We start from the raw sequence: 19,540 nt of genomic DNA, 5'->3' as shown, positions 1-19,540 counted from the left end.
CGGAGAAGAGCCTAAAAGAACATGCCTGCGACAGGTCCCGGCATCCATGTAATGTCCCAGGTCCAGACCTCACAGGGCGCGCATGCCTGATAGCTTGTGGGCTTCTTACGCTTGACTGGGGACTTGGCTCGACCCCGGTGATGCTGCAATCCATTGGCGCGCAGAATGCGGTAGAAACTCGATTCTGAGGCTAGATACTGCCCCTGATCTGCTAGCTTTGGCACAATCTGACTTGGGGGAAGGCTAGAGAACTCCTTTGAATTACAGACATCGAGAACAGCCGCACGTTCAGCGGCACTCAATGCGTTTGCTGGCTCCGCACGCGGCACGAGGGGGCGTTGATCAGGGCGAACCTCACCGTCTTTTGTCCAGCGCCGCAGAGTGCGTTCGCTGATTTCCAACTCGGAACAGGCTTTGGCGCGCCTCGCTCCTGCGGTGACGGCCTCATTGATCAGAGCAACTGCGGTTTGGCGATCTGGGGTGCTGATCATGCGTCCTCTTCGTCCCCCCAGATCGCTGAGGCCTTTTTTCGCAGAACAAGCAGTGCTGCAGTTTCGGCCAGTGCGCGATCCTTGCGAGCAAGCTCGCGTTCCAAATCTTTCATCCGTTTCTTGTCTTCCTTGGTCGCACGCACAAGACGTGCTGCACTCGTGCGGTCCCAGTCGTTGGCCTGCTCGCAAGCAACTCGCCACATGGCAATCTGCGCCGGGTAAAGGCCGCGTTTGCGGCAGTATTCGGCTAGGTCAGCCTCGTTCAGCGCAGCAGTTTCCAACACCGCCGCAAACTTGTCACGTGAAGACCAGCCCTCAGGGCTCGCATCAGCGTCAGGCAAAAGCTGCCCCTTGTTGCGCGCCTCAGCACGCCAGGAGAAAAGCGTCGCTGCCGAAATGCCTTCCTCCCGCGAAAGCTGCCGAATGGCCACGTTGTTCGGCGGAAGCATCCGCTTCAGCACAGCTGCTTTTCGTTCCAGTGAATATCCCATGTCATTGTCCTAATCCGCCCACCTGAAAATTAGAGAAAAATAGAGCAGCGGACAACATCCCTGACACACTGGGAAACCGCCACAAAGCTTATTGGAGGCGGGAAAATGAAGCGGAAAAAACACGGATATTTTGCAAAGTCATTCTTTCGAATTGGCTTCGATCAGCTCCGTAAACTGCTCAGGTCAGACCCAAACGCCGCTGTCTCACCGTGGATACTAATTCCACCCATAATCACAAGAGTCGTGTAGTATGGCACCGACCTTAGTATGGTGCGTCCCCGTCTTGGATGAGGAGTATTTGACTGCTGAATGGGGCAGGAATGGGACGGCATTGGTGCAATTTTGTAGTCGACTCGCTTTTAACGGGAAAAAGATTTAAGTCATTGAAATATATAATTTTTAAAGTGTCTAAGAGTAGATATAACTTTCTGATTGTTGCAAAATCGTGTCTGATTATGCGCTCTATGGGGGCATTGGTCACGAAATAGTGGATCAGAGAGCGGTATTTGCGATAGGCTAAACATAACGTAACTCCCAAGGACCCCATTGGATATCGGGTTTTGTGTTGCCCTTGCGACGTTAGAGCCGAGCGATGATCTGTTGTGGTGATAGGGTGAGTGTTTCGAGGATATTGCCCCCGTGTTTTCTGACCGTCGAGATGACGGATCTGATGTCAGCGAAGACCTGCGCGCCCTCGAGGGTGCGGAAAGTTCCCGAGATTTTCATGCGCAACTTCATCATGCGCAGGTCCCGTTCGGCCTGATTGTTGGTGAAGGGAACTGTGAAGTCCGTAAGGAACCTTAGGACGTCATCACGGTAGTCGCGCAAGCGGACCAGAAGGTTATGGCCTGGCCGCCTGGCTTTTCGGCCTCGCGCACCAGTGCGTCTAGCCAGTGGGTCTTGTCGCTCATGGAAGGCGAGGCCCTCGGTGAGGATCGCCATGTATTTGGTGAGGATGCCGTGGTGAACCGACGTGGGGAGTTCGGTCTCGCCTCGCCCCTGAGCCGCGCACTTGAGCTGATTGGCGCTGTTGAGCAGCACGCTCATCGCGCACGCCCACGGCTCCTTTTCGATTTCTTCGATGGCCTTGAGTTCCCGTAAATGATGCGCCCCGCACAGGGCGTGCGCGTCCACCCCACTCATATGGGCGTAATAGGACTTCCAGTGGTCATGAACAATTGTCCCGCCGGTCAGGAAGGATGGAACAGCACCGCGCTTGGCGCTGATGCGATAATGCGTGAAGGCGAGATCGCTGATTGAGTGCAGCCAGTGCAGCTTACCAGCAACACGAAGTCCGGTCTCATCCAGATGCCGAACGCCGCCTTCATTGAGCCGGGCCAGAATGTGTTCGACGACGCCACCCAAGGTACGCGCTGTGCCGTTCACCCAGTTGGTCACGCTGGCCGCGCATAGGCTGGTGGCACCAAACAAATCACGCAGGAGTTGGCAGACCCGATCCTCGGGGATCAGCTGCTGAACATTGCAGTAGACCGCCGCCGCCCGAATGCGCTTACCGTATTGCACGTGTGCATTCACGCCATCGGGAAAGGTGGCTGTCGTCGTGGCTCGGCAATGGCCACAACAATAAATCGCTGCCTGATGCTCTGTGACCTCCAGACGCGGCACCGGTATGTCATAAACCTGACGCCTCTCCACCGCCTTGATCATCCCAGCCGTCAAGCCATGCTGACAGGTGCCACAGGCCTCAGCCTCATGTCGCTCCACAAAGTCAGGCGTTGCTGTCTGACGTAGGGTGTCACCTCGGTGGCCAACTTAACCACCACTTTTCTTACCGGACTTACCACGCAGGCTACGCGGTACCGGCTTCTTCAACCCATCACTCGAAGGCGGCTTGCTGCTATTACTGCTGTTCTTGGCCAACTGACGCCGCAGATCCGCATTCTCTTGCGCCATGCTCGCCAACGCGGCTTCCAACTCGGCGATCCTGCGCAGAGCCGTGGCGAGGAGTTGTTCAAGAGCAGTAACTTGGTCCATTCCACCAATGATTCAGAGAAATCGTCACAGCGCCACGAAATTCAGACCACAACAGAAAATTCATGCGCCTAATAACCAAGGAGACTCACATCAAAACTGACAAAAACCCGTTATCGGCTGGGGTGCTTGGGAGTTACAATATAACAAGAAGCAGGCGGAGACCGCACAAATGCGGCGCAATACAATAACTCTAGGACTGATCGCCCTGTGTGAGGCGACGTCACCAATGCCCGCCTTGGCGGAAAGTCATCGTTTGCAAAACGAATTCACGTTCCGGCGTGTGGGTGTTCCGCAGGCGGGGGCGACAAACCGCATCACTGTGCAAGTCGCGCCGCGTGCGCCGTCAGGACCATCAGCACCTGGTGCGGCCGGATCAGCTGGCGCCGCGCCGAGCGCGCCCAGCGAACCTGCAATCGCAGGTCTCGCGCCAGCACCAAGCGGGATTGAGTGGTACTGGGAGGCGATTTCGCCGTCATTGGACGACGCCGACAGTTTCAGTCTTGAACGCGCCGTCGCCGCACTACGCACTGCACCACAAGGCAGCGCCGTCCCGTCTCCGCGTTTGCAAGGCATGACTGAGCTGGCAAGTCGATACGGTGTTGAGATTTTGACAGCGACGATTGGCACGGACGTGTCCCTTGCATTGGTATTGGCTGTGATTTCGGTGGAAAGCGCGGGTCGGTCTGACGCGGTAAGTTCGGCCGGAGCGCAAGGGTTGATGCAATTGATGCCGCCAACGGCAGACCGGTTCGGGGTGACAGATGCTTTTGACCCCGCCAACAATATCGAGGGTGGCACGGCCTATCTGTACTGGCTGCTCAATGAATTCGACAATGGCGTGATTTTTGCGCTGGCGGGGTACAACGCAGGCGAAGGCGCTGTGCGCAACAACAACGGCATCCCACCCTTTGCAGAAACCCGCGCCTAAGTGCCAAAAGTTCTGGCCGCGTGGGAAGTGGCACGGGGGCTGTGCATGACGCCGCCTGAATTGGTCACCGATGGCTGCGTCTTTAATGTGAACAGGGAATAATATGCCAGGCTTGGAAAGCGGGAAACCGCTTGTATTGGATGCAGATGGCACGCTGCTGCGCACAGATATGTTGCTTGAAGGGATCTGGAAGGGGTTCGGCATGGACCCCGCGGCGACGCTAAAGGCGTTTACCCTGGTCGGGGACCGCGCCACGTTTAAGGCTGAGATTGCGCGCATCGCGCCTTTGCGTGTCGATCTCTTGCCCGTCAACGCGGACATTGTGGCCATGGCAATCGATGCCAAAGTCGCAGGGCGCGAAGTGGCGATTGCCAGTGCATCAGATGTGTCACTGGTGCAACCGTTGGCGGATTATCACGGCATAAAACGGGTTTTCGCGTCGCAGAATGGTGTGAACCTCAAGGGGACGGCGAAGGCAGATGCTTTGGTCGCAGCCTATGGCGAGCAAGGGTTTGACTACGCCGGCAATGACAAAAGCGATCGCAAGATTTGGGATCATAGTGATGGGGCCATTGTCGTCGGCAATGCGGGCGGCGGGGCCAGGGGTCTGTCTAACGTCACTCAAGTTGCGGGCGGCTGGGCCCCTCGCGCGGTGATGAAATCCATGCGCCCGCATCAGTGGGTCAAAAACGTCCTGTTGTTTCTGCCAATGATCGCGGCGCATGCATTCTTCTTTGATACGTTTCTGGCGGTGTGTTTGGGCATCGTTTCGTTCAGCGCCGCTGCGTCCTGCATATATATCGTCAATGATCTGCTCGATATCGAAGCGGACAGGCTGCACGTCAAGAAGTGTAGGCGCCCGTTTGCCGCCGGAACCGTACCAATACCGATTGGAATGTTGACCTGCGCGGGGCTTGGTGTGATCGCGCTGGGCGTTGCCGCGATATTGTCATGGCAGATGTTTGGCGTCGTGGCGTTTTATATGGCGCTGTCACTGGCCTATTCGCTGCGCCTTAAATGGATGCGCTGGATCGACATTGCGGTCCTTGCATCCCTGTACACACTGCGCGTGGTTGCAGGTGCTGCGGCAAGCGGGGTAGATGCGTCGATTTTTATGCTGATTTTCATTTTTCCAGTCTTCATCTCGCTCGGTTGTGTCAAACGGATGACAGAACTGGCGTTGGCGCAGGACGACGAACCTTTGCCGGGTCGTGGATACGCGCGGCGCGATTTGGGAGATCTGTTAAACATGTCCGTCATTGGCATGGTCGGTGCGCTGCTGATCTTCTTTTTGTATTCCTATTCTGATCAAGCACTCGCGCTTTACCCAGACCAATGGTTGATGTGGCTTGCGCTTCTGCCGGTTGCGGCGTGGCTCTACCGGATGGTGCGGTTGGGCTACATGGGGCGAATGGACTACGATCCGATCGTCTTCGCGATGAGCGACATTTGCGGCATTGGCTATTTGCTCATTACACTGTCGCTGCTGTTTTACGCCGCGGGTTTGTGGGGTGTCTGGTTCGCGCGACTGTTTGGCTGATACGCCTGCGGCAGGCGTTGCGGGGGCGCTGCCCCCGTTCTGCGAACTCCCCCGGGATATTTACGCTACAAAGGCAAATAGAAGTAACTTTGCCTTAACCAGAATCGATCCGTTTTATGGTGGCGGTACAGGCGGGGACGCCGATGTCCGTAGACGGAGGCAAGCGCTGCTTGTTCACCAGCCCGATGCTGACCTCATGGCCGGCATCGGGCTTTTAGAGTAACTCCCAAGCACCCCAGCCGATAACGGGTTTTTGTCAGTTTTGATGTGAGTCTCCTTGGCTATTAGGCGCATGAATTTTCTGTTGTGGTCTGAATTTCGTGGCGCTGTGACGATTTCTCTGAATTATTGGTGGAATGGACCAAGTTACTGCTCTTGAACAACTCCTCGCCACGGCTCTGCGCAGGATCGCCGAGTTGGAAGCCGCGTTGGCGAGCATGGCGCAAGAGAATGCGGATCTGCGGCGTCAGTTGGCCAAGAACAGCAGTAATAGCAGCAAGCCGCCTTCGAGTGATGGGTTGAAGAAGCCGGTACCGCGTAGCCTGCGTGGTAAGTCCGGTAAGAAAAGTGGTGGCCAAGTTGGCCACCGAGGCGACACCCTACGTCAGACAGCAACGCCTGACTTTGTGGAGCGACATGAGGCTGAGGCCTGTGGCACCTGTCAGCATGGCTTGACGGCTGGGATGATCAAGGCGGTGGAGAGGCGTCAGGTTTATGACATACCGGTGCCGCGTCTGGAGGTCACAGAGCATCAGGCAGCGATTTATTGTTGTGGCCATTGCCGAGCCACGACGACAGCCACCTTTCCCGATGGCGTGAATGCACACGTGCAATACGGTAAGCGCATTCGGGCGGCGGCGGTCTACTGCAATGTTCAGCAGCTGATCCCCGAGGATCGGGTCTGCCAACTCCTGCGTGATTTGTTTGGTGCCACCAGCCTATGCGCGGCCAGCGTGACCAACTGGGTGAACGGCACAGCGCGTACCTTGGGTGGCGTCGTCGAACACATTCTGGCCCGGCTCAATGAAGGCGGCGTTCGGCATCTGGATGAGACCGGACTTCGTGTTGATGGTAAGCTGCACTGGCTGCACTCAATCAGCGATCTCGCCTTCACGCATCAGCGCCAAGCGCGGTGCTGTTCCATCCTTCCTGACCGGCGGGACAATTGTTCATGACCACTGGAAGTCCTATTACGCCCATATGAGTGGGGTGGACGCGCACGCCCTGTGCGGGGCGCATCATTTACGGGAACTCAAGGCCATCGAAGAAATCGAAAAGGAGCCGTGGGCGTGCGCGATGAGCGTGCTGCTCAACAGCGCCAATCAGCTCAAGTGCGCGGCTCAGGGGCGAGGCGAGACCGAACTCCCCACGTCGGTTCACCACGGCATCCTCACCAAATACATGGCGATCCTCACCGAGGGCCTCGCCTTCCATGAGCGACAAGACCCACTGGCTAGACGCACTGGTGCGCGAGGCCGAAAAGCCAGGCGGCCAGGCCATAACCTTCTGGTCCGCTTGCGCGACTACCGTGATGACGTCCTAAGGTTCCTTACGGACTTCACAGTTCCCTTCACCAACAATCAGGCCGAACGGGACCTGCGCATGATGAAGTTGCGCATGAAAATCTCGGGAACTTTCCGCACCCTCGAGGGCGCGCAGGTCTTCGCTGACATCAGATCCGTCATCTCGACGGTCAGAAAACACGGGGGCAATATCCTCGAAACACTCACCCTATCACCACAACAGATCATCGCTCGGCTCTAACGTCGCAAGGGCAACACAAAACCCGATATCCGATGGGGTCCTTGGGAGTTACCTTTTAGATTGCCTTTGTCTTAAAAAAAATATCCTTGGGGGAGTCGAGCTTGCTCTGCGGGGGATTAGTCCCCCGTTTTTCTTCGCATCGCCGATACTATCCCGCCCGCGGCCCGCGCTGATCGCAGATCAGATGGACATTTTCTTGAAGATTGGTTCCGGGATCAGTTTGATGATCGTCATGACGGGCCACCAGATCCACCTCGTATAAAGCGTGTTGCGCTTTTTGCGCAGTGCATTGTGGATATCGGCGACAACCGCATCGGCAGTCGTCATAAACGGCTGTTGACCCAAGCCTTGCGTCATTGCGGTATCGACAGGGCCAGGTTTCACGGTCAAAACATGCACGCCGTGGCGGCCCAAATGGTTGCGAAGGCCCGACAGGTAGGTGGCGAAACCGGCTTTTGCGGCGCCGTAAACATAATTGCCGACGCGCCCACGATCACCAGCGACGGACCCGACGCCAACGATTGAACCACAGCTGCGTGCCATCATGACGGGGGCTAGCATTTGCAGGAAGCGCGCTGGACCCGTGAAGCTGTCAGAGATCGTTCCGTCCACCAGTGCGGGATCAGCGTCAATTGCGTCTTGCGTGGGCATCGAGCCGACAAAGACCGCGCAGTTCAGCGTGCCGGATTGCGCTGCTGCCAAATCAATGATCGCTTGGAAGGTGTCGGGTATGCGGGCGTCAAAGATGATTGGCGTAGCGTCTGCCACCCCGCGCGCTTTGGCGTCGGCGGCGGAGGCGTTTAAATCGTCCATACGGCGACCCGCGAGGATCACATGCGCGCCGGTTGCGGCAACGGAGCGGGTGAAGGCTTTGGCGATGGTTGAGCTCGCGCCGAGGATGATCCAAGTCTGATGTGTCGGTGTGTCGGTCATTTTTGTGTCCTTAGGTCTAGGCGTCTGGTCATGTCGGTTTGCAAAGCGCCGTCGGGGTCGGCTTTCGCCGCCACGCGGGCCCATTTGGGATAGTCGGGGTACATTGATTTGATAGCCGTCCCCGTGGAGAGCGCGTCTTTGGCAAGATACAACCGCCCGCCCGCGGCCAGTGTCGCGGATTCTAGGCGCGCGATCAGATTGCGTGCGGCGGGGCGGTTTGGGAAATCGACTGCGAGGGTGTAGCCCTCTATCGGGAACGACATATATCCGGCGCGATCACCGTCTAATCCTGGACCCATACGTTTGAGCACGGCGAGGGGCGACGCAAGGCCAGATTCGGCGATGGTTTGCATCATGTCCCGCAAAGCGTGTGATTGATCCAGAGGCACGACGCATTGAAATTGATGGAATCCACGTTTGCCGTAAAGCTTGTTCCAGTCGTCGATTTTGTCGAGTGGGAAGAAGAAATCCTGCGCTGTGCGCACAATGGTGCGCCCTGATTTGGGGACGCGCCGATAATAGGTGGCATTAAAGGCTTTGACGATAGGGCTGGACAGCGCCCAGTGCGGCGCGTTGAACGGGATTTTCTTGGTGCCACGTGGGGTCGGGCGCAGTCCACGGCAGGTTTCGCCTTCCTCGATGATGCCGCGCCCGAGCGCGGCACCCGTTGCCGTCGCGTCGATCCAGCCGACGGTATATTGCGCATCAGATCCATCAAGGAGAGCCACGCGGTGATCCCAATCGGTGGCGCGTTGTTCCGTTACCAGCATCATGTCGCCCTTGGTCGGGGTCAGTTGCAGGGTTGCCTGCGAAATAATTCCTGTTTGTCCAAGACCACCACAGGTGGCTTTCCAAAGGGCGGCAGACTTGGGCGTGATCTTGTGGGTCGTGTCGCCTTGGATCAGCGTGATCGAGGTGACGTGCTGGCAGAAAGACCCCGCGTGGTGGTGGTTTTTGCCATGGACATCCATCGCGATGGCACCGCCAACAGTTGCGAACCCCGTGCCGGGCACGACGGCGGGAAGCCAGCCTTGCGGTGCGAAAATGCGGGTGAGTTCGCCCAAGGTGATGCCTGCTTGCACGGTTAATAGGCCAGTCTCGCGATCAAATGCATCGATGCGATCAAGTCGCGTCATGTCGATGGCTTTGCCGCCATTGTTCAGGGGGGCGTCGCCGTAGGACCGCCGATTGCCGATTGCAGGCGCGTTTGCCGTGATTGTTGCCGTCTCAACGGGGCGGGCGATGTCACCCGTCGCGCTGAGCGCGCGGCCCCAGCCAGAGTAGGTTTGGTCTTTGGCCCAGATCATGCGTAGGTGGCTTTGTTGGAGAGGCGCTCGGCCAACGGGAATATCGCGAGGCCGATCAGGATCGCAAACCAAAGTGTTGTCAGGCGAATGACGCCGGTGGCGGGGATGGACACGTCGAGCGGGATGCCTTCGAGTGACAACAGCGCGACCATCGCGGCCTCAGCGTTTCGCGACGCAGCCAGCGCATGCGGATCAATTCACCGACGCGGCCTGGAGTTACGGACATCGCGAAGCCACCCAAGAAATGGCGTAGGTCTTGGATCAAGGTGGTGGGCAGGCCAAGGCGATTGGAAAAAAATGCCAACGCACGCCGCGAAAAAGGTAGTTTACCAGACTGAGGCACAGCAGAATCGCAATTTGCCCAAGGTGGAGCTGCATCAGCTGGTGTTTGGTTTTTTCCCAACCCGTCGCGGCGGCAAGACCTGCAAGGCCCGCAATCACGAATGCGAACAATGCGGCTAAAATCGCAATATCACGCCAGCGCAGCGCGCCACCCTTCGGTGTGGGGGTGGGTGCGGGCATCGGGGCTAGGTCGGGCGTGTTAGTATTGCTCATTGTCATCATTTCGCAATTAGCGACAGAATTGGGCAAGACTATGACTTTGTATCCAATTTCGAAACGGTTTTTCGCGGTGAACTGGAAAATAATGCGCTGCTGCGCGTTTTTTAAGTCTGAAGGGGGATGCGACGCTGGCACGACGTGTTGGACTGATGTGTTGGTGCGAGTGGAGAGTGTGGAGCCTCCGGCGGGGATATTGAAAAAACAAAGACCCTGAAAGAAGAAACGAGGCGCGCGCGCGTTCGGTGCGCGCGCCTCGCTTTGTCTAGACGATTGTCGCTTCCGTCGCAGCGCGCAGTTCGCCTTCGGTGACGCCGTCAGCGCATTCCACTATTTTGAGGCCACCATCAACGACATCGAGCACGCCAAGGTTTGTGATGATGCGGTCCACGACGGCCTTGCCCGTGAGCGGCAATGTGCATTCGCGCAGCAGTTTACTGTCGCCGTGTTTGTTGGTGTGATCCATCACAACGATGACGCGGCCGACGCCCGCGACAAGGTCCATCGCGCCGCCCATGCCTTTGACCAGCTTGCCGGGGATCATCCAGTTGGCCAGATCACCCTTTTCATCGACTTCCATCGCACCAAGGATCGCGCAGGCAATTTTGCCGCCACGGATCATACCAAACGAGGTTGCGCTGTCAAAATAGGCTGTGCGTCGGAGTTCGGTAATGGTTTGTTTGCCCGCATTGATCAAATCAGGGTCTTCTTCGCCGTCAATCGGGAAGGGGCCCATGCCGAGCATGCCATTTTCGCTTTGCAGCGTGATGTCTTTGTCGCCGACGTAATTTGCCACCAGTGTCGGAATGCCGATGCCGAGGTTCACATACCAGCCGTCTTCAAGTTCGTCGGCGGCGCGCTGCGCCATTTGATTGCGGTCCCAAGCCATTATGATTTCTCCCTAACGGTACGCTGCTCAATTCGCTTTTCGTGATCGCCCTGAATGATGCGGTGCACGTAAATGCCGGGCAGGTGGATGTGGTCGGGATCAAAGGTGCCCACGGGGACGATTTCTTCGACTTCGACAACGCAGACCTTGCCACACATGGCGGCAGGCGGGTTAAAGTTGCGCGCTGTCTTGCGGAAAATCAAGTTGCCAGTTTCATCGGCTTTCCACGCTTTCACGATAGCGAGGTCGGCATAGATGCCTTCTTCCATGATGTAGGTCTGGGACTTTCCATCAGGTCCGACAAAATCTTTGTGTTCTTTGCCGTCCGCAATGACCGTCCCGACACCGGTTTTCGTATAAAACCCGGGGATGCCGCAGCCGCCTGCGCGCATACGTTCGGCGAGCGTGCCTTGCGGGTTGAATTCGAGTTCGAGTTCACCGGAAAGGTACTGGCGCATAAATTCCGCGTTTTCGCCAACGTAAGAGCTGATCATTTTCTTGACCTGGCGGGTTTGCAGCAAAATGCCGATGCCAAAATCGTCGACACCTGCGTTGTTGGACGCAAATGTCAAATCCTTGGTGCCAGCGTCTTTGATCGCCCCCAACAGCAATTCTGGAATGCCGCACAGGCCAAAGCCACCCGCCGCGATGAACATACCGTCCGTGAGCAGCCCATCGAGGGCGGCGGCGGCGTTTGGATAGATTTTCTGCATGAAACCCCCGTTAAAGTTGCCCATTGATAAGCGGGCTACGGGGGGTGTCAACTGGGAGAGTTGATGAAAATGCTGCGCTGCGGCGTTATCCGAGCCGCTATTCCAGAACGTCATCACCGGTATCGATGGCTTTCGGCGCTGCCTTCTTTGCTGCGGGTTTCTTGGCAGCAGTCTTTTTCGCTGCAGCTTTCTTTGCTGGTGCCTTCTTGGGGGCTGCCTTTTTCTTGGCAGGGGCTTTGCGTTTGGTGCCCTTTTTGGCCTGCTTTTCGGTGATCAGATCAACAGCTTGTTGGATTGTCAGCGCCTCTGGATCGCTGTCTTTTGGCAGGGTCGCATTGACCTTTTCCCATTTCACGTATGGCCCGTATTTGCCTTCCATGATGTCGATTGGTCCGCCCTCATCTGGGTGATCACCAAGCGATTTCAAAGTTTTAGCTGCCCCGCCGCGATTACCACGGCTCGCGACTTTTTCGGCCAGAAGCTGTACGGCATGGTTCATGCCTACGGTGAACACGTCGTCAAGCCCCTCAAGATTGGCATTGGTGCCGCCACGCTCGGATGTGGATTCTGCGTGTTTGATATAAGGACCATAGCGCCCGATGTTGGCGAATACATTGACGCCGTCTTCGGGGTGGGTGCCGATCAGACGGGGCAGTGACAGCAATTTGACGGCTGTCTCAAGCGTGACGTCTTCTGGCGGCCATTCTTTCGGGACCGACTGGCGGTTCGGTTTCTTATTTTCTTCCGTGACCTCACCGCGCTGGGCGTAGGGGCCAAAGCGCCCTTTGTGGATCCAGATTTTGTCACCGTCGTCCATGCCCAATTCTTTGCCTTCTGGCGGGATGCCGGATGCATCGTCTTGACCGGGGGGGCCAAAGGCGCGGGTGTATTTGCATTCGGGGTAGTTGGAACAGCCGATAAAGGCGCCGCCAGACCGCGCGGTGCGCATGGACAAGCGGCCCACATTACAGTTCGGGCAAAGACGCGGGTCGGTGCCTTCTTCGTTCGGCGGGAAGATGTGCGGTGCGAGGACTTCGTTTATTTTGTCAAGGACTTGCGTGATGGACATATCCATCGCTTCGTCGATGGTGATTTTGAAGTCACCCCAAAAATCAGACAGAACTTTCTTGTAGTCAGCTTCGCCTGCTGACACGTGGTCGAGTTCTTCTTCCAGCGATGCGGTATAGTCATAACCGACGTATTTGCGGAAGAAATTGGTCAGGAATGCTGTGACCAAGCGACCTTTGTCTTCAGGGATCAGGCGGTTTTTTTCTTTGCGGACATATTCGCGATCCTGAATCGTCGTGACAATTGACGCGTAGGTGGACGGGCGACCGATGCCGAGTTCTTCCATGCGTTTGACAAGCGTCGCTTCGGTGTAGCGGGGCGGCGGCTGGGTGGAATGCTGTTCAGCCACAACGGATGACTTAGCCATCTTTTCGCCCTCAGCCATTTGGGGCAGGCGTTTGTCGTCGCCGTCATCATCTGCCGCGTCGTCATCGCGGCCTTCTTCGTAAATCGCAAGAAAGCCGTCAAACAGCACGACTTGGCCCGTCGCGCGCAGTTCTACCTGTCCGTCTGCGCTGCCGAAATCAACACTTGTGCGTTCCATGCGGGCGGCGGCCATCTGGCTGGACACCGTGCGTTTGTAGATCAAATCGTACAATTTGCGTTGGTCCGGATCGGCAATTTTTGCCGTTTCTGCGTCTAACATCAGATCGGTCGGGCGGATACATTCGTGCGCTTCTTGTGCGTTTTTGGCTTTGTTTTTATAGATGCGTGGCGTGTCAGGAACATAGTCTTTGCCGAATTTTGCAGCAATTGCGTCGCGCGCAGCAGTTATGGCTTCGGGGGCCATGTCGATGCCGTCGGTCCGCATGTAGGTGATCAGACCCGCTTCGTATAAACGCTGCGCGGCGTTCATTGTCATGCGCGCGCCAAATCCGAATTTGCGCGACGCTTCTTGTTGCAAGGTGGACGTCATGAACGGCGCGGACGGATTGCGGTTGGCGGGTTTCGCTTCGACGCGCTTGACGGTCAGATCGCGGGACTTAACGGCCTGTTCCGCAAGTTCCGCCTGCGTTGCATTTTCAAGATCAAATTTGTCGAGCTTTTTGCCAGCCAGAACGGTCAGTCGGGTCTCAACCGCTTGGTTGCGCGGCGTTGATAGCTGGGCTTTGACGGACCAATATTCGCGGTTGTTGAACGCCTCGATCTCCATCTCGCGTTCAACGATGATGCGCAGGGACACCGATTGCACGCGGCCCGCGGATTTTGCACCGGGAAGGCGGCGCCACAGGACTGGCGAAAGTTTGAAGCCAACGAGATAATCAAGTGCGCGCCGCGCAAGGTAAGCCTCAACCAGTGGCACATCGACTTGGCGTGGATTTTTCATCGCCTCGGTGACGGCAGTCTTGGTGATCGCGTTGAACACGACGCGCGAAACGGGCGTGTCTTTCTTGATCGATTTGCGTTTGCGCAATGTCTCTTCAAGGTGCCATGAAATCGCTTCGCCTTCACGGTCGGGGTCGGTCGCGAGGATCAGTTCATTGTCATCCGCAAGGGCGTCGGCAATGGCTTTGATGTGCTTTTTACTGTCGCTTGCGATCTCCCACAACATGTCGAAATCGTTGTCAGGGTCGACTGATCCGTCCTTTGGGGGCAGGTCGCGGACGTGGCCGTAGGACGCCAAGACTGTGTAGCCTGGCCCCAAATACTTGTTGATTGTCTTGGCCTTAGCCGGAGACTCAACGACAACAACAGGCATGGGAATCCTTCCAAAAGAGGCGACGTTAGTGACTGGGCAAAATGTGGTGGGGCGTGCGGGATTGTCAATGCAACATCTGTGACGTGTGACAAATGAGTGTCGTGGGGCCTGCGTTCGGCGCACTGAAACAGCCGAGATTTTAATTTGCGCGGGCCAGAATTCCGCCAGCTTGACGGATGACTTTACCGTCAAGTTCGAGGTCCATAAGAAGCGGTGCGATGGCGGTTGGCGCGGCACCAAGGCTGCGGATCAGTTGGTCTTCGGCCATGGGCGCGGGGCTGAGGCGGTCAAGAATATCGGCATGCAGCAGCGCTGTTTCGCGCAAACCGCGCGGCTGTGGCACGGGTTCAAGCGGCAATTTGGGCGCGATGGCTGTCGGATCGCCAAGGTGGTCGAGAACATCGTGTGCGCTGCGCACCAGTATCGCCCCGTCGCGGATCAGCATGTTGCAGCCGGAGGCGCGGGCATCAAAAGGATGGCCAGGCACCGCAAGGACGTCGCGCCCCTGATCTAACGCTCTGCGGGCTGTGATCAGGCTGCCGGATTTGGCCGCAGCTTCTACCACAATTGTGGCCTGCGCCATGCCGGATATGATCCGGTTGCGCGCGACAAAGTGGCGGGCGTGTGGGTGCAATCCGATAGGCTGGTCTGATACGCGAAGACCGTTTTTCGTGATTTTCTGTGCCAGATTGGCGTTTTCAGCGGGGTAAATCACATCGACCCCTCCTGCAACGACCGCGACCGTGCCAGTAGAAAGTGACCCGTCATGGGCGGCGGCATCAACGCCGCGCGCAAGGCCGGACACCACGGTAAACCCTGCCTCACCCAGTTCCTGCGCCAGTTTGCGCGCCATGCGCGTGCCCAAAGATGATGCGTTGCGCGCGCCGACCAAAGCGACCATCGGCCGTTGCAGGACTGACGCGACGCCGATCATCCACAGCATGACGGGCGCGTCGTCTATGTCGGCCAAGGCACGCGGGAAATCCGGTTCGCCTTTGAATACCAGTCGCGCTTTGGCGGCGCGGCCTGCTTTGAGTTCACCGCGCACGACGCCGATTGGACAGACCTGATAATCGGGAACACCTGCATTGCGTGCAATTTGGGGAAGCGCGTCAAGGGCGCCTGTGGCGGACCTGTGTTCGGCCAACAATCTGGCGTATGTTACCGGACCCACACGACGTGAGCGCAGCAGACGGAGATGACTTATCCGATCATCTTCCGTGGTGGGTAGGAGTGGGGGGGAGTGGAAGAACTGTCGTTCTCGGTCATCCTAGTCTCCGTCTGCTGCAGAATCAGGTTTAGGGGATTGAGGTTAACGAGAGGTTATTATTGAGACGGAGAATTCGTGCTTTTGTGCTTTGGGCGCGCGATCAGTCAAGGAACGCAAATGCATCCGCCCCGTCAAAGTGGCGGATGCGCAGATCTGTCGTGGTTGCCGGGTCACACAGGGCTGCGTTGACGGCCATATAGGCTGGACCGTTCTGCGGCGTCGTGGGTTCCCAGTTGGTGGTCACACCCCAGGTCGCGCAGCTGACGAAGGCAAGATCGCCGTCGCTGTCAGGGCGGACGTAGCGCGTTGTTGGGCCATTTGCTGTGATGGCAATCGTATCAAGCGGGCCGTGCGCCCAAAGTGTACCGTAGCGGCGACAGGCCGCACAATTGCAGCGCACCAGTTTTTCGGGGGCGGCCTGTGTAAACTAAACCGCGCCGCACAGGCAGGTTACGGTGATCTTTGTGTTGGTTAGGTGGCCGATAGCTCCTTTCGGAAAATGAGACATGCTAGGTCGAACGGGCCGTCAACGGTGTCCAATTGCGCGGTTTGAACGCCATGCTTCACCCACCCGTTGCGGCCGTAGATCTGGATAACGGCATCGTTTTCGATCAAACAATCGAGGACCGCAGAAGGCGTGTTTTAAAGCTTTCAAGGCAGCGCTGGGCGATGAGCGAGGCGGACACGAACGGCGCTTGGATTTCGTGCCACGCGGCGTGCCAGAGATGGGCTGTAGAATCGAAATCGGCTGACTGGACGATGCGGGGGGGGCATGGTGGCGCCTTATTGAGGATGCCAAGAGAGGACGGATGAAGAAGCCGTAACGACAACCAAACTGACGCCGAATATGCCAGCAACAGACCGATAATAACGAATGTTGATGGAACCGAGGCGCACGCTGGCATCCCGCTCCAAATCGACACACCAAAAGAGACAACCGATCCGCAAACAATTCCAAGCGAAAGCGCCACGCTCCATCCTGCACAGCTGGAAGCGGCACACCGATTCAATGCCATGATGCATACTACACGACAGTAGGGTGGTTGAGGGTGCCAGAAGGTGATTTAGGAGCGGACTCTTATCGCTAAAAAAGGTTCCACTGATGATCACGAAAGCCCTGACGACCCGCAAGAAGAGGTTATCCCCCCATTTAGAGTTGAGCAACAGTCGCCTTGAAACGATGTGCCTCTTGATCATGGGAATGGTGAATGCCCGGACGGTAAATTTGAGCCATCTGGCCTGTGAGTTTCCTACCGATAGCAAGGTTGAAAGCACCTACCGTCGCCTACAACGCTTTTTCCAGCATGTTGATCTTGGCTCGGATTGGGCGGCCCCCTTGCTTGTTGAAATGATTGGTTCTGGCCCCACCTGGCATTTATGCTTGGACCGAACAAATTGGAAAATTAGCCAACGCCATGTCAACTTCTTGGTCTTAGCCCTTGTCACACGCCGCCACCGTATTCCGTTGATGTGGAGCGTTTTGGGGCGTGCAGGGAACAGCGATACTGCTCAGCGCATTGCCTTGATGAAACGTTATCTGTCGGTGTTTGAGGTCTCCACCATCAAGTTCTTGTTAGCGGACCGGGAATTCATTGGAGCACAATGGTTGGATTTTCTTCATAAAAACAACGTCCCATTTGTCATCCGTATCAAAGCAAACCAACTTGTGACCACACAGGACGGGAAAACGCAAAATCTAAGCACCTTGTTGCGCACCTGTCGCGGTAAGCGCAACTTTGATGCCCGATTTGGAGGCAACAATTTGGGGGAGGCCACGTGGTTTAGCTTTGCTGCAAAGCGCATCAAGGGGGGTGAGCTTTTGATCGTCGTCTCTAATCGGCCCGCACATCGGGCCCTCGCCACCTACAAGAAAAGATGGGCCATTGAGAGCCTCTTTGGCGACACAAAGGCACGCGGCTTCAATCTTGAAGACACACGACTGACCATCTCCAAAAAACTTGAGCTTCTTTTAGGTCTCGTTGCGCTCGCGGTTGCATGGGCATCTAAAACCGCCACAAAGCTTATTGGAGGCGGGAAAATGAAGCGGAAAAAACACGGATATTTTGCAAAGTCATTCTTTCGAATTGGCTTCGATCAGCTCCGTAAACTGCTCAGGTCAGACCCAAACGCCGCTGTCTCACCGTGGATACTAATTCCACCCATAATCACAAGAGTCGTGTAGTATGGCCATGATGAGAGCAGGAACCGCAACTAACCCCGCAATCAGGGACCAGCAAAGAATTAGGCCAGACTAATTGATACTATGAATGAAAGGTTCGGCAGAGCTTGGCGACACGTTAAATGTGGCCACATCGCTTGCAAGTATCGTGACGCCAATCAATGTCAGACCGACAACAAAAACTAGGATGCAACTTGCTAAAAGAGTCGTTGCATATGCCCAATAGTCCGCTTCGAAAAATCTTGAAGGGTTGGTGCGCCAGGTGGGCCAACGCGACGCGGTCACACGCCCGCGCCACCTACCGTCAAACCCCCAATCAACAGGCTCGGCTGGCCCACACCCACGGGCACCCATTGGCCTGCCTTGCCGCAGTTGCCGATGCCGGGGTCAAGTGCGAGGTCGTTGCCGATGCCACGGATCTGTTTCAGCGCGGTGGCACCGTCGCCAATCAGCGTCGCGCCTTTGACGGGGGCGCCGACTTTGCCGTTCTTGACGCGGTACGCCTCAGTACAGCTGAACACGAATTTGCCGTTGGTGATGTCGACCTGACCGCCGCCGAAGCCCACCGCGTAGATACCGTCTTTCAGGCCCGCGAGCATGTCTTTCGGGTCATCATTGCCATTCAACATATAGGTGTTGGTCATGCGCGGCATCGGGATGTGCGCATAGCTTTCACGCCGCCCGTTGCCGGTGGGGGCAACCCCCATCAGACGCGCATTTTGGCGGTCTTGCATGAAGCCCACGAGGACGCCGTCGTCAATCAGCACATTCTTGGCGCTGGGCGTGCCTTCGTCGTCAACCGTGATGGACCCGCGTCGATCCGGAATGGTGCCGTCGTCCAGAACGGTGACGCCTTTGGACGCGATCTGTTGGCCCATCAAACCCGAAAATGCCGACGTGCCTTTGCGGTTGAAATCACCCTCAAGGCCGTGACCAACAGCCTCGTGCAGCAAAATTCCGGGCCAACCGGGGCCGAGGAGGACGTCGAACACACCAGCCGGTGCGGCCTCTGCCTCAAGGTTCACCAATGCGATGCGCAACGATTCGCGCGCAACAGGTTGCCAGCTGTCTGGTCCGATCAGGTTGATCAGGCCCGCACGACCACCACCGCCCATTCCGCCGGATTCGCGACGACCGTTATCTTCGACGATTACCGAAATATTGAGGCGCGACATCGGGCGGGTGTCCGTGACCAGCGTGCCTTCTGGGCGCAAAATTACAACTTCTTGGTGCGACGCGGCGAGGGTCGCTGAGACCTGCACAACGCGCGGGTCCAGATCGCGACAAAACGCATCGATTTCTTTGAGCAGGTCGATTTTCGCAGGAAAAGCCGCGTCTGCCATCGGGTCGGCGTCGGTATATAGAACCGTATTTGTGCGGGAAGGGGCGTCAGCCATTGTGCCACCGCCGTCCCCTACGGCCAAACGTGCCGTCGCGACGGCGCGGCGCAGCGCATGTTCATTGATGGTGGTGGAATGGGAATAACCTGCGACCTCACCGCGCACAGCACGCAATCCGAACCCTTCGGAAGCGTCATAGCTGGCGGTTCTGATCCGGCCATCGTCAAACGATAAAACCTCGGATCGGCGGCGTTCGAGGAACAATTCGCCATCATCGGCGCCAGCCGTCGCGTCACGGACCATTGCCAACGCGCTATCTTGGTCTAAATTCGTTTCGAACGGGCGGAAAAGATCGTGCGCCATTTGGTGTTTCCT

16 protein-coding genes and 2 pseudogenes are annotated in these 19,540 nt (G+C 56.9%); 4 read left to right on the top strand and 14 right to left on the bottom strand.

All coding sequences use genetic code 11. From position 1 onward, the window contains the following. Positions 1 to 11: 11 nt before the first annotated feature. The 4 genes and pseudogenes from OA238_RS17460 to OA238_RS33965 form a co-directional block, all read right to left on the bottom strand. Positions 12 to 491, bottom strand: coding sequence for a helix-turn-helix domain-containing protein (locus OA238_RS17460; RefSeq protein ID WP_044038460.1), 480 nt, complete (start codon positions 489 to 491; stop codon positions 12 to 14). Further along, the gene (locus OA238_RS31275; RefSeq protein WP_015496196.1) at positions 488 to 982 is read right to left on the bottom strand and encodes a transposase; all 495 of its coding nucleotides are present in this window, start codon (positions 980 to 982) and stop codon (positions 488 to 490) included. Before OA238_RS31275 ends, OA238_RS17460 begins: the two co-directional genes overlap by 4 nt. 579 nt (positions 983 to 1,561) lie before the next feature. Further along, positions 1,562 to 2,740: pseudogene (gene tnpC / locus OA238_RS17450) on the bottom strand (IS66 family transposase); the annotation flags it as partial. A 15-nt stretch (positions 2,741 to 2,755) separates the two neighbouring features. Next, complete coding sequence (locus OA238_RS33965) at positions 2,756 to 2,977, bottom strand: DUF6444 domain-containing protein (protein WP_015495645.1); 222 nt, start codon at positions 2,975 to 2,977, stop codon at positions 2,756 to 2,758. Between the two features lie 169 nt (positions 2,978 to 3,146). On the opposite strand from OA238_RS33965, the gene OA238_RS17445 reads away from it, so the two are divergent. The 3 genes and pseudogenes from OA238_RS17445 to tnpC (OA238_RS34745) all read left to right on the top strand — a co-directional run bounded on the left by OA238_RS17445 (position 3,147) and on the right by tnpC (OA238_RS34745) (position 7,209). Then, positions 3,147 to 3,905 (top strand): lytic transglycosylase domain-containing protein, encoded by a 759-nt coding sequence (locus OA238_RS17445; protein WP_015496195.1) that lies wholly within the window; start codon positions 3,147 to 3,149, stop codon positions 3,903 to 3,905. A 103-nt stretch (positions 3,906 to 4,008) separates the two neighbouring features. Next, entirely contained in the window at positions 4,009 to 5,445 is a 1,437-nt protein-coding gene (locus OA238_RS17440) for a UbiA family prenyltransferase (protein WP_015496194.1), read from the top strand. 356 nt (positions 5,446 to 5,801) lie between these two features. After that, a pseudogene (tnpC, locus tag OA238_RS34745) lies at positions 5,802 to 7,209 on the top strand (IS66 family transposase). A gap of 180 nt (positions 7,210 to 7,389) precedes the next feature. Here the strand turns inward: tnpC (OA238_RS34745) and OA238_RS17425 are convergent. The 9 genes from OA238_RS17425 to OA238_RS17390 all read right to left on the bottom strand — a co-directional run bounded on the left by OA238_RS17425 (position 7,390) and on the right by OA238_RS17390 (position 16,046). After that, positions 7,390 to 8,142, bottom strand: coding sequence for an SDR family NAD(P)-dependent oxidoreductase (locus tag OA238_RS17425; RefSeq protein ID WP_015496193.1), 753 nt, complete (start codon positions 8,140 to 8,142; stop codon positions 7,390 to 7,392). Continuing rightward, the gene (locus tag OA238_RS17420; protein ID WP_015496192.1) at positions 8,139 to 9,449 is read right to left on the bottom strand and encodes an FAD-binding oxidoreductase; all 1,311 of its coding nucleotides are present in this window, start codon (positions 9,447 to 9,449) and stop codon (positions 8,139 to 8,141) included. The genes OA238_RS17425 and OA238_RS17420 overlap by 4 nt, the downstream gene beginning before the upstream one ends. Next, positions 9,446 to 9,601, bottom strand: a complete 156-nt coding sequence (locus OA238_RS33960; RefSeq protein ID WP_245581341.1) for a hypothetical protein — start codon at positions 9,599 to 9,601, stop codon at positions 9,446 to 9,448. The genes OA238_RS17420 and OA238_RS33960 overlap by 4 nt, the downstream gene beginning before the upstream one ends. A 109-nt stretch (positions 9,602 to 9,710) precedes the next feature. After that, positions 9,711 to 10,004, bottom strand: coding sequence for a hypothetical protein (locus OA238_RS33955; protein WP_245581340.1), 294 nt, complete (start codon positions 10,002 to 10,004; stop codon positions 9,711 to 9,713). Between the two features lie 268 nt (positions 10,005 to 10,272). Continuing rightward, on the bottom strand, positions 10,273 to 10,896 hold the full coding sequence (locus OA238_RS17410; RefSeq protein ID WP_015496190.1) for a 3-oxoacid CoA-transferase subunit B: 624 nt from the start codon (positions 10,894 to 10,896) through the stop codon (positions 10,273 to 10,275). Continuing rightward, positions 10,896 to 11,609, bottom strand: a complete 714-nt coding sequence (locus tag OA238_RS17405) for a CoA transferase subunit A (protein ID WP_015496189.1) — start codon at positions 11,607 to 11,609, stop codon at positions 10,896 to 10,898. Before OA238_RS17405 ends, OA238_RS17410 begins: the two co-directional genes overlap by 1 nt. Positions 11,610 to 11,706: 97 nt before the next feature. Beyond that, positions 11,707 to 14,376 (bottom strand): type I DNA topoisomerase, encoded by a 2,670-nt coding sequence (gene topA, locus OA238_RS17400; protein ID WP_015496188.1) that lies wholly within the window; start codon positions 14,374 to 14,376, stop codon positions 11,707 to 11,709. 139 nt (positions 14,377 to 14,515) lie between these two features. Continuing rightward, on the bottom strand, positions 14,516 to 15,583 hold the full coding sequence (dprA, locus tag OA238_RS17395; protein WP_144055927.1) for a DNA-processing protein DprA: 1,068 nt from the start codon (positions 15,581 to 15,583) through the stop codon (positions 14,516 to 14,518). A 163-nt stretch (positions 15,584 to 15,746) separates the two neighbouring features. Further along, positions 15,747 to 16,046 carry a GFA family protein gene (locus OA238_RS17390; protein ID WP_015496186.1) on the bottom strand — a complete coding sequence of 100 codons (300 nt, stop codon included), beginning with the start codon at positions 16,044 to 16,046 and terminating at the stop codon, positions 15,747 to 15,749. Between the two features lie 702 nt (positions 16,047 to 16,748). Between OA238_RS17390 and OA238_RS17380 the strand changes: the two genes are divergently transcribed. Then, entirely contained in the window at positions 16,749 to 17,828 is a 1,080-nt protein-coding gene (locus OA238_RS17380) for an IS4 family transposase (protein ID WP_015496185.1), read from the top strand. Positions 17,829 to 18,106: 278 nt separating this feature from the next. On the opposite strand, the gene tldD is transcribed toward OA238_RS17380, so the two are convergent. Continuing rightward, on the bottom strand, positions 18,107 to 19,528 hold the full coding sequence (tldD, locus tag OA238_RS17375) for a metalloprotease TldD (protein WP_015496184.1): 1,422 nt from the start codon (positions 19,526 to 19,528) through the stop codon (positions 18,107 to 18,109). Between the last annotated feature and the right edge of the window lie 12 nt (positions 19,529 to 19,540).

Source organism: Octadecabacter arcticus 238, from assembly GCF_000155735.2.
GTDB classification, from domain to species: domain Bacteria; phylum Pseudomonadota; class Alphaproteobacteria; order Rhodobacterales; family Rhodobacteraceae; genus Octadecabacter; species Octadecabacter arcticus.
The sequence above is the reverse complement of the archived record's forward strand: the minus strand, read 5'-3'. Positions and strand labels throughout refer to the sequence as shown.